Below are 10,417 nucleotides of genomic sequence, written 5' to 3'. Positions count from 1 at the left end.
TCTAAGGTCCCTAAGTTATGGCTAAGTGGGAAAGGATGTGAGGATCCCAAAACAACCAGGATGTTGGCTTAGAAGCAGCCATCATTTAAAGAAAGCGTAACAGCTCACTGGTCTAAATAAGGGTCTTTGCGCCGAAAATGTACCGGGGCTAAAGCCATACACCGAAGCTGTGGATTTGCTTAGCAATAAGCAAGTGGTAGCGGAGCGTTCTGTAAGCCGTTGAAGAGGGACCCGTGAGGGCCTTTGGAGGTATCAGAAGTGAGAATGCTGACATGAGTAACGATAAAGGGAGTGAGAGACTCCCTCGCCGAAAGTCCAAGGGTTCCTGCTTAAAGTTAATCTGAGCAGGGTTAGCCGGCCCCTAAGGCGAGGCCGAAAGGCGTAGTCGATGGGAACCACGTTAATATTCGTGGGCCTGCGGGTAGTGACGGATCGCGTATGTTGTTCTTCCTTATTGGATTGGAAGGGCTTCGAAGCGGTTCCAGGAAATAGCTCCCGCGTATAGACCGTACCCTAAACCGACACTGGTGGACTGGTAGAGAATACCAAGGCGCTTGAGAGAACTGCGTTGAAGGAACTCGGCAAATTGCACGCGTAACTTCGGAAGAAGCGTGACCCTTTTCTACGCAAGTAGAGGAGGGTGGCACAGACCAGGGGGTAGCGACTGTTTACCAAAAACACAGGGCTCTGCGAAGTCGCAAGACGACGTATAGGGTCTGACGCCTGCCCGGTGCTGGAAGGTTAAGAGGAGAGGTGCAAGCTTTGAATCGAAGCCCCAGTAAACGGCGGCCGTAACTATAACGGTCCTAAGGTAGCGAAATTCCTTGTCGGGTAAGTTCCGACCTGCACGAATGGCGTAACGACTTCCCCGCTGTCTCCAACGCAGACTCAGTGAAATTGAATTCCCCGTGAAGATGCGGGGTTCCTGCGGTTAGACGGAAAGACCCCGTGCACCTTTACTATAGCTTTACACTGGCATTCGTGTCGGCATGTGTAGGATAGGTGGTAGACTTTGAAGCCGTGGCGCCAGCCATGGTGGAGTCATCCTTGAAATACCACCCTTACCTATATGGATGTCTAACCGCGGTCCGTTATCCGGATCCGGGACAGTGTATGGTGGGTAGTTTGACTGGGGCGGTCGCCTCCTAAAGAGTAACGGAGGCGCGCGATGGTGGGCTCAGACCGGTCGGAAATCGGTCGTCGAGTGCAATGGCATAAGCCCGCCTGACTGCGAGACTGACAAGTCGAGCAGAGACGAAAGTCGGTCATAGTGATCCGGTGGTCCCGCGTGGAAGGGCCATCGCTCAACGGATAAAAGGTACGCCGGGGATAACAGGCTGATGACCCCCAAGAGTCCATATCGACGGGGTTGTTTGGCACCTCGATGTCGACTCATCGCATCCTGGGGCTGGAGCAGGTCCCAAGGGTATGGCTGTTCGCCATTTAAAGCGGTACGTGAGTTGGGTTCAGAACGTCGTGAGACAGTTCGGTCCCTATCTGCCGTGGGTGTAGGAATATTGACAGGATCTGTCCCTAGTACGAGAGGACCGGGATGGACGTATCTCTGGTGGACCTGTTGTGGCGCCAGCCGCATAGCAGGGTAGCTATATACGGACGGGATAACCGCTGAAGGCATCTAAGCGGGAAACCCACCTGAAAACGAGTATTCCCTTGAGAGCCGTGGAAGACCACCACGTCGATAGGCCGGGTGTGGAAGTGCGGCAACGCATGAAGCTTACCGGTACTAATAGCTCGATTGGCTTGATCATTCTCATTACTTATATCCATCTGACAATGTCAGATGATTGAAAAGCGCTCACGCATGAGCGGGTCTTCGACCCTATGCTCCGCGAGGGCGCCGGACGACCGGCGACGACCTAGCGGTCTGTATTGGAGCCTTCTGGAGTTCTCTCCCGAGTGCTGTCCGTACCGATCACTGGAAAGTCGGTGAACCGTCAAAATCGAAAAAACAAACAAAACCAGCTTCTCTTTCATCGTTGCTCTTTGCTGACCTGGTGGTTACAGCGGAGCGGCTGCACCCGATCCCATTCCGAACTCGGCCGTGAAACGCTCCAGCGCCAATGGTACTTCGTCTCAAGACGCGGGAGAGTAGGTCGCTGCCAGGTCTGCCAAGCGCAACATGAAATCAAAACACAACAATTCCATACCAAACATCCAAAAGGCCGCTCCAAGCGGCCTTTTGCTTTTGCAAATACAACCGATCTGACAAATCATCAGAGCATTTTGCAAAATCAGCAGACAATTTTGCAAATCGTTCGACGTAAGAGCATAATAACAATCCTGCCGTAAGGCAGACAAAGCGGCAAAAGCCGCTTGGTGGCGCGGGGTGGAGCAGCCCGGTAGCTCGTCAGGCTCATAACCTGAAGGTCACAGGTTCAAATCCTGTCCCCGCAACCAAACATTCCAAATAGAAAACCAACAAGCTTCTCAAAACATCGCTCTCCTCGCCAGCCGCTCAACATGAAGGGCGAGAACCGGAAGCCAGAGCCCGCAAAACAACCCACGGCGCTGTCTAAAGACCCGAGCGGGCAAACCATCCCCCCAAAACTCCCAAATATCAAACCAAAACCAGCTTCTCAAAACGCATTATAAACCGGCAGCACACCGTGTTAAGCCCAGAGGCACGACAATGGAGCCGCCGCAAGACGCTCTGCAAAGGGCACAACATCCGTCATGAAAGCCCGTAAAAGTGGGCTTCCGGAATTGTACGTCGTTACTTAAATACTATTTTGATCAAGCGCGGAAAAAGAGATTACGCCGTAATATCCACAACGCCGCAATCGCCGCTCTCGCTCCCAAACACCAGACGATGTCCGGTTCTGTCCCAATCCATCGACGAAATTGCGCCTTTACCGGGACGACGCAGCAGCACTTCCTTTTGATCCCCAAAGCGTCCAACAAGGATCATGCCGTCGGAATAGCCAATCGCGACAATATCCTCGACAGGATGGCAGGCGACGGCGGTCACGGCACTGTCGCCGCGCGTGCCAAGTTCCAGCGGCGCTTTACCCATCGGCCCGTCCTTGCCCGAGAATGGCCAGACAACGGAGGCCGGTGCACCTGATGTCGCCAGCCATTTGCCCTTCGGGCTCCATGACCAGCTTTTCACCTTGTTGGGATAGCCGGTCATGCGCATGTGCCTGTTATCTTCCAGACGCCAGCCATGCAGCGCATTTTCCTGCATGGACGTGACAAGGAAGCGGTTGTCAGGCGAGAAAACCACCTGGACATGCGCGCCTTTCCATTCCAGCTCTGTCGGTGTTCCGTTGGTGGCAGGCCAGTGCAGCGTTACGCCATTGTAACGGGCAACTGCCAACCGCAGGCCCTTTGGCGCAAAAGCAAGGCCCTCCACGCTGCGCTCATGAACCAATTCCCGTACTGATCCATCAGGAGCGCGCACCCAGGCGATTTTTCCCGATGCATAGGCAATCGCGCCGTTCGGTGCCGCAGCCAAGGCAGTCATCCATTTGCGCGGTATCTTGCTGAGTTCGGTGACTTCGCCATTCAAGCTGGTCGAACAGACGCGGCCATCTTCTCCACTTGTAAGTAATGACTTACCATCAGAAGAAAGCACTGCACAAAGAAGTCCGTCATGAGCCTCTGTGATCTTATGGCCATTGTCGAGCCGATGCACGGTGCCATCGGCGAGCGCAAAGAATGGAACGTCCTGAACAAAACGGGCGTCAATGCAGTGACCGGTCAGATCAAGCGGGGCAATAGTCGGCATAGATGATAAGCTCATGAATTGGATTGCAATGGCGCCCGGAATGGCAAAAAAGAAACAAACAGGAATGTGAAAGGCAATGTCGTTCGTTCGTGCGAGGCTGCTATTACAGCGGTATCGGCGTTCGAACGAAAGACATCATGCCATTTCAATTTCATTCAATATGTTTGTAGCCTAGGCGAGGCAGCTTTCAAGTCCGGATTTCAGCGCATCATGGTCGAGTTCGCGGCCGATGAAGACAAGACGGCTTTCGCGCTTTTCATTGTCTTTCCATGCGCGCTGATGATCGCCTTCAATAATCATGTGGACGCCCTGAATAACATAGCGCTCATGATCATTCTTGAATGCGAGAATACCCTTCAGGCGCAGGATGTTCGGCCCCTGGTCCTGAGTGATTTTCTGGACCCATGGAAAGAACTTATCGGAATTGAGTTCGCCCACGCGCAGGGAAACCGAGATCACAGTCGTATCGTGAATCGGCGACGCGTGATCATGGTGGTGATGATGTCCATGGTCATGATCGTGATGATGGTGCGCGTGATCATGGTCATGATCACAATCAGGGCCGCAGGCATGGTCAGGATGATCGTGATCAAGGAAGTGCGGGTCGTTTTCCAAGGCGCGGGTCAGATCGAAGGCGCCGCGATCGAGCACGCGGGTCAGATCAATACTGGCCCGCTCGGTCTTGTGGATGACCGCATAGGGGTTGATGGCACGAACGGTTGCCTCGACGGCAGCCAGTTCATCAGCCGTTACCAGATCGGTCTTGTTCAGGAGTACCACATCGGCGAAGGCAATCTGATCCTCCGCCTCGCGGCTGTCCTTCAGACGCAAGGGCAGATGCTTGGCGTCGACAAGGGCAACCACAGCATCGAGCATGGTTTTGCTGCGCACGTCATCATCCATGAAGAAAGTCTGGGCGACGGGAACAGGGTCAGCCAGACCTGTAGTCTCGACGATGATCGCATCAAACCGGCCGGGGCGGCGCATCAGGCCCTCCACCACGCGGATCAGGTCTCCGCGCACGGTGCAGCAGATACAGCCATTGTTCATTTCATAGATTTCTTCGTCGGATTCGACGATCAGATCATTGTCGATGCCGATCTCGCCGAATTCATTGACGATGACCGCATAACGTTTGCCATGGTCTTCGCTCAAAATACGGTTGAGCAGAGTCGTCTTGCCGGAACCGAGATAACCGGTGAGAACGGTGACGGGGATCTGAGGGATGCGCGCGGTGTCAGGCGCAGCATTGGTGGTCGTTGGAGCTTCACTCATCGTGTGCCTCTTTGAAAGGATGAACACAGGATATAGGTGATCATGACGGGTTTTGCCACATCCGATGTGTTCAATTGCGTGAATGGTTTGTTCAAGCGGATTGAGCCTGTCACGCAAAAACCGAACAGTCGAAGCGGTCCACATCCTCAAGCAGTTCGATAATACCCTTTAAACTGTGTGTAATGAACTTTTCTCCAGCCTCTGCCGTGGCGCGGGAGGCATCGCCGGCAACACCAAGCCTGTTCAGATCCGACATTTTCCAGCCAAAGGCATGCGGACCGTAGGCACGCAAATGTGTGTAGGTCTCGATATACAGTCGTTGGTTCGAATCAAAGTTCTGTGCTTTCGCCATCTCGACCCTTTCCGGGTAGAGCGCCAGCATCACCGAAGTTTCGATAAAACCGCCATGGATATCGAGCGCTTTATCCTGTGGAGAAATAAGGCCATCCGGCAAACCAAATCGCGTCCAGCTTGTTGCGACAGCAAGCATATTGAAACGAACCCGCAGTTCAGTGGCGACAATTGTCATGAGCGGAGAATTGCCGCCATGGGCGTTGAGAATGACCAACTTGGACTGGCCGCGATCTGCGACGCCCTTGCCGATATCGATCCAGCGGCGCACAGCCTCATCAAAAGCCAGGCTCTTCGTTCCCGCGACATCCATGTGTTCGATGGAGTAACCAACAGGCTCAACCGGTAGAAAATCGACTGAAAGCGTTGCGGGAAGGGCCGGTTTCAGTCGGTTGACGAACCCTTGCGCAATCAATGTGTCGGTTTCATAGGGCAAATGCGGCCCGTGCTGCTCATGGGCACCAAGCGGAAGAAGAGCAATTGTTTTGGCTGATAGCGTGGGCATGGGTCACTCACGGGTTACAAGGACGCTGTTAGCATAACTGCCTTGATGGAGCGAGGGTAGGCATCCCCAACCCGATTTTTATCGGCTTATTTGGGCTCTGGCGGCAATTCGTCGGCAAATTTCATCAGAATGTCATATAAGAATTGTAACGCGGGTTCATCGGGGGATCGGCTTAGTGGTGCAGAGCTGAAAATTGAGGCGCCAAAGGTTATTTTCGTTCAAAGTTGAGACTGTACAGTGCCGACATCCTTCGTCTGATAATTACCATTTACCAAAAAGAGCTAGCCGCCTTATCATTAACCGGACAATTGGTTCACAGCGAGCAGGAATTTGAATGGTCAAGGAACGCAAGCCTCTCATTCTTCACCGTCTGCAATCAACCGCTCGGCTGACGCGCACGGCACTGGCCACCCGGCTTTTGACCCATGGTTTTTATGCGGGACAGGACGCTGTAATGTTGCAGCTGGCGCATGAGGATGGTCTTTCGCCAAGTGTATTGGCAAAACGCCTGGGTGTTCGCCCGCCAACAATCACCAAAACGATTTCCCGGCTTCAGACGCAGGGCTTTGTCAAAAAAGAGGGATCTGCGACTGACCAGCGTCAGGCGCATATTTTCCTGACAGATACGGGCAATGAGGCGATCAAGGCTATCGAGAAATCCATCCGCAAGACTGAAAAGGATGCGATGAAGGGCTTTGACAAGAAGGAACGCAAGGCTCTGATCAAGATGCTGCAGCGCCTTGAGATCAATTTGTCGGCTGCTGAACTGTTGCGTCAGACGGGGTCGGATGACGATCATGATGATGACGATGGTGACGACGAGTAATTTTCTGCCTGTCACAGTGCGATTGACCGTTACAAACGGTGCGAAATTGCTAACATGGTGGTCAGTCCTGCCTGTCTGATTGGTTAGCATCTTGTCTGTATCTACACCTTCCTCTCAGGAAGCCGTACCCGCTGCTGCGATTCTTTATATTTTTGCGGCGGGCATCCTCTTCTCCTGTCTGGATACAAGCGCCAAATATCTGGTTCTTCAGGGTATTCCACCGGCTTTTGTGTCGTGGATGCGGTTTGTCGAGCACGCGGTGCTGGTTCTCATTTTCTTTCGCGGCTGGACCAATCCTGCGCTTTTCAGGGTCAGGAGTTACCGCTTTCAATTGCTGCGCGGACTGTGCCTGTTTGGCTCTACTTATTTCAACTTTTACGCGCTGCAGACCATGCAGCTTGGCGAAACGATCACAATTACATTCGCCGCGCCCATGGTTATTGCGGCGCTGGCGGGGCCATTGCTGGGGGAGTGGGCAGGATGGCGCCGCTGGGCTGCGATTATCGTGGCATTTATCGGCGTGCTGATCATTGCGCGTCCCGGCTTCGGAACGCTCAATCCCGGCTTGCCCTATTCGATATTGGCGATGCTGAGCTACTCGCTTTACGTGCTTTTGACCCGCCGCATGGCTGCCACCGAATCACCTGAGAGCCTGATCTTTTTTTCGGCATTGGCGCCTGCCGTTCTTATTTCGCCTGCCGTAACTGAAGCTGTCATGCCGCAGACGTGGTTTCAGATAGTGCTTCTGCTGATGCTTGGTTTCTTTGGCGGAGTGGGGCATTATCTGATCATTCTGGCCTATCGGCGTGCAACGACAGCTGCTCTTGCCCCTTATCCGTTCCTGCAGATCATCTGGATGCTCGCGTTCGGGTATCTCGTCTTTGACCAGTTCCCCGATGTTTATACGCTTCTGGGGGCTGTCATCGTTATTGCGAGCGGTCTTTACGTCGTGCACCGGGAACACCGGTTGCGGATGCGCTCCTGATTGTCATGGGACCGATGTCACTATCCAAAGCCAATTGGGGCTTTGCACGCGGCAGTCGGCGAAAGGGCTTTGATTTATCGGGTGGCAATGGCATAACGCCAGAGAACGACAATGTATTTGTCTGACCAGACGGCGGGGAGGCGGTTTTTGGCGCAAAAGATCAAACTATCGACAATTGCCGACGCGCTGAAAGTGTCTACTGCAACCGTATCGCTTGCTTTGCGCGATAGTCCCCTTGTGGCGGACCAGACGCGTGAAAAAATCAAAGAACATGCCCGCGCCGTCGGTTATATCTATAACCGACGGGCGGCCAGCCTGCGCACCTCGCGCTCGGGTATTGTCGGTGTGGTTGTTCATGACATCATGAACCCGTTTTTCGCCGAAATTCTGCGGGCAATCGAGAGTGAATTGGACCGCTCCGGYCAGACATTCATTCTGTCCAACCATTATGACCAGCTCGACAAGCAGCGCACATTTATCGAGACCGTTCTGCAATTGGGCGGCGATGGGGTCATCATGTCACCAGCCATTGGCACTCCGGCCGAAGATATCCGCATGGCTGAGGATAATGGTCTGCCGATCGTCCTGATTGCTCGTACAGTCAAGGATGCAAATGTACCGGTTTTTCGCGGCGATGATTCCTATGGCATCAGCCTTGCGACAAACCATCTGATTTCACTGGGCCATACGCGGATTGCCATGGTCGGCGGTACGGACCAGACATCAACAGGCCGCGACCGCTATGAAGGTTATCTTCTGGCCATGCAAAAGGCAGGTCTTGAGGTCAAGCCGGAATGGCGCATTCCGGGACCGCGCACCAAGCAGGCTGGTTTTGACGCCGCGCCGCAGTTTCTGGCGCTGAAAGATCATCCAACTGCCGCGGTCTGCTGGAATGATCTTGCTGCCATCGGCATGATGAACGGTATTGCCCGCGCGGGCATGGTTCCCGGCGTCGATATTTCCGTGACCGGCTATGATGATCTCGAAGAAGCGGCGATTGCCACGCCGGCTTTGACGACGGTGTGGAATGGTCAGCGCGAAGTCGGCCAGCGTGCAGCACGGGCGCTGCTTGATCAGCTCAACGGCGCTGACACCCATGCACGGCAGGAACTTATCAAGCCGGAGCTGCGCATCCGGCAATCAACCTCAAAACCCAAAGAGCGGTAGCATCATCAGGCGCGAGAGGCTTTCATCGCGCTCTAACGGTTGATTAACGCTGATTGCTTAGGGTCTTTCCGTGCGCGTATGCCCGGGGAGTTCATTGTGAAGCTGAGTTTAACTGCCGGGATCGGCCTCTTCTCCTTTTTTGCTGTTGCCGCGCTGTTTGCGGATTTCGCGTCATTCACAGCGTCTCAGCCAGCCAATGTCGATCCGACAATGACAGCCTCAACAGGTCTGACGGAATTCGATGCCCCGGCATTTGTGATCAGTAGTCCGGGCGGTAGCGCCAGGTGCAAGGCATTTCCGCAGGAAAACGGACTGCCGGGCCATGATGCCCTGCATGTGAATAAGGATTGCGCGGCGCTTTATGCGCCGCTGGCCAACGCAACGGAATGGCGCAACAATCAGGACGGCACGATTGCCTTTGCCGATCAGAACGGAAAAACCATCGTCGAATTTAGCCCCGGTGATGGCCGTGCCTACGTCAGTGTCGCGCCACGGTCGGTGCTTTTGTCATTGTCCGCAGCGGGCGTCGATCTGCTTTAGCCTGATGTGAAGTTTAGCGTTTATGTAAAAGCGGTGGCACTTTGTATTCAGAAGGGCCGCCGGGCATGCCGGGTTTGAGTACATATTGGGGTGCAGGTTTGCCGCTCAATATGCCTCCGGCATTTTGAAATCGTATGGAATCCATTGTCGCTTTGGTTTGCTTTTGAGCAAGTAACGCGATCTTATGCTGCTCGGCCTGCACCTTTTTCGAATATGCATGCATATGCGTGTCCCATGTTCTTGATAATGAATCCGCATAATCTTTGAAGGGCTTAAGATGCCGAGGCTCGACAGCCTCACCGCTGTGCATCATTGAGCCAGTTTCGCCGAAGTAACGCGACCTGCGTTTATATTCATCTTCCATATATCCAATCATGTGACCGAATTCATGAAGAGCTATCCGCTGCGTAACCCCTGGTTCAAGCGATAAAGGTTTCAGGTCAAAGCTACTCAACTGCACATGCCTCATCTCGCACAATGGGCTTTTACGTGTACAGGTGAGGCTTTTATACCTCTTGTGCTCTTCTGAATCCTTGATTTTTTCGACGTGGACAGGCCAATGCGCGCTTTGTGAGCTGCTATTGATCTGTATGGAAAAATAGAACCTCAAGCCGACTGGCCTTCCGTCAGATGTAGTGGTCAGCCTGTTTGTGCTCCACCTTCCAGCGATTTGCGATGTCCAGTTCGCTACCCAATCTCGCCGTTCACCATCATCCCAAGCTCCGCCGCTACCGTTTGTGAAAATGAAGTTCAGTTTCATAAAACAGATAACCCGTGGGCCCCACGGCGATTCGACAAAATACATATCGAAGTCCGTTCCGGTCCGGCCGCCGCTGCTTGCTTGCCCATACGGGTTCAGCTCATAGGGAATCGACATTTTCGAAACAACTGGAAATTCCTGTTCCAGTGAATTTGTGAATTGAATTGCCACCATTGCCCCCGAACGGCTGGTACAAATTTAATTGTTACCGATGCCTGTAATGGAGCGATGTTCAAATAATATTTTGCGTTTCGCAAGCG

Annotated in this window: 8 protein-coding genes, 1 tRNA gene and 2 rRNA genes (1 of these 11 cut by a window edge); 7 read left to right on the top strand and 4 right to left on the bottom strand. The window is 53.5% G+C overall.

Translation table 11 applies throughout. The annotated features are described in order from the left end of the window. The 3 genes from AB4Y96_RS07305 to AB4Y96_RS07295 form a co-directional block, all read left to right on the top strand. Positions 1 to 1,769, top strand: a 23S ribosomal RNA gene (locus AB4Y96_RS07305); it begins 1,040 nt to the left of the window's first position. A 242-nt stretch (positions 1,770 to 2,011) separates the two neighbouring features. Then, a 5S ribosomal RNA gene (rrf, locus tag AB4Y96_RS07300) occupies positions 2,012 to 2,126 on the top strand. A 215-nt stretch (positions 2,127 to 2,341) separates the two neighbouring features. Continuing rightward, positions 2,342 to 2,418, top strand: a tRNA-Met gene (locus AB4Y96_RS07295). A gap of 355 nt (positions 2,419 to 2,773) precedes the next feature. Here AB4Y96_RS07295 and AB4Y96_RS07290 read toward each other — a convergent pair. The 3 genes from AB4Y96_RS07290 to AB4Y96_RS07280 form a co-directional block, all read right to left on the bottom strand. Then, the gene (locus AB4Y96_RS07290; protein ID WP_441916548.1) at positions 2,774 to 3,748 is read right to left on the bottom strand and encodes a WD40 repeat domain-containing protein; all 975 of its coding nucleotides are present in this window, start codon (positions 3,746 to 3,748) and stop codon (positions 2,774 to 2,776) included. 171 nt (positions 3,749 to 3,919) lie between these two features. Next, the gene (locus AB4Y96_RS07285) at positions 3,920 to 5,023 is read right to left on the bottom strand and encodes a CobW family GTP-binding protein (RefSeq protein WP_441916434.1); all 1,104 of its coding nucleotides are present in this window, start codon (positions 5,021 to 5,023) and stop codon (positions 3,920 to 3,922) included. A 109-nt stretch (positions 5,024 to 5,132) separates the two neighbouring features. After that, complete coding sequence (locus AB4Y96_RS07280; protein ID WP_441916433.1) at positions 5,133 to 5,879, bottom strand: creatininase family protein; 747 nt, start codon at positions 5,877 to 5,879, stop codon at positions 5,133 to 5,135. A 334-nt stretch (positions 5,880 to 6,213) separates the two neighbouring features. Between AB4Y96_RS07280 and AB4Y96_RS07275 the strand changes: the two genes are divergently transcribed. From AB4Y96_RS07275 to AB4Y96_RS07260, 4 genes are all read left to right on the top strand, one after another. Further along, positions 6,214 to 6,705: a MarR family winged helix-turn-helix transcriptional regulator gene (locus AB4Y96_RS07275; RefSeq protein ID WP_091878332.1), complete on the top strand. Its 492-nt coding sequence runs from the start codon at positions 6,214 to 6,216 to the stop codon at positions 6,703 to 6,705. Between the two features lie 91 nt (positions 6,706 to 6,796). Beyond that, on the top strand, positions 6,797 to 7,690 hold the full coding sequence (locus AB4Y96_RS07270) for a DMT family transporter (protein ID WP_441916432.1): 894 nt from the start codon (positions 6,797 to 6,799) through the stop codon (positions 7,688 to 7,690). 147 nt (positions 7,691 to 7,837) lie between these two features. Beyond that, the gene (locus AB4Y96_RS07265) at positions 7,838 to 8,857 is read left to right on the top strand and encodes a LacI family DNA-binding transcriptional regulator (RefSeq protein WP_091878328.1); all 1,020 of its coding nucleotides are present in this window, start codon (positions 7,838 to 7,840) and stop codon (positions 8,855 to 8,857) included. 96 nt (positions 8,858 to 8,953) lie between these two features. Next, positions 8,954 to 9,397 carry a hypothetical protein gene (locus AB4Y96_RS07260; protein WP_441916431.1) on the top strand — a complete coding sequence of 148 codons (444 nt, stop codon included), beginning with the start codon at positions 8,954 to 8,956 and terminating at the stop codon, positions 9,395 to 9,397. Between the two features lie 13 nt (positions 9,398 to 9,410). Here the strand turns inward: AB4Y96_RS07260 and AB4Y96_RS07255 are convergent, their stop codons facing one another. After that, positions 9,411 to 10,328 (bottom strand): hypothetical protein, encoded by a 918-nt coding sequence (locus AB4Y96_RS07255; RefSeq protein ID WP_441916430.1) that lies wholly within the window; start codon positions 10,326 to 10,328, stop codon positions 9,411 to 9,413. Positions 10,329 to 10,417 lie beyond the last annotated feature (89 nt).

Origin of the sequence: Phyllobacterium sp. TAF24, assembly GCF_052113785.1 — a bacterium.
Lineage (GTDB): Bacteria > Pseudomonadota > Alphaproteobacteria > Rhizobiales > Rhizobiaceae > Phyllobacterium.
The sequence above is the reverse complement of the archived record's forward strand: the minus strand, read 5'-3'. Positions and strand labels throughout refer to the sequence as shown.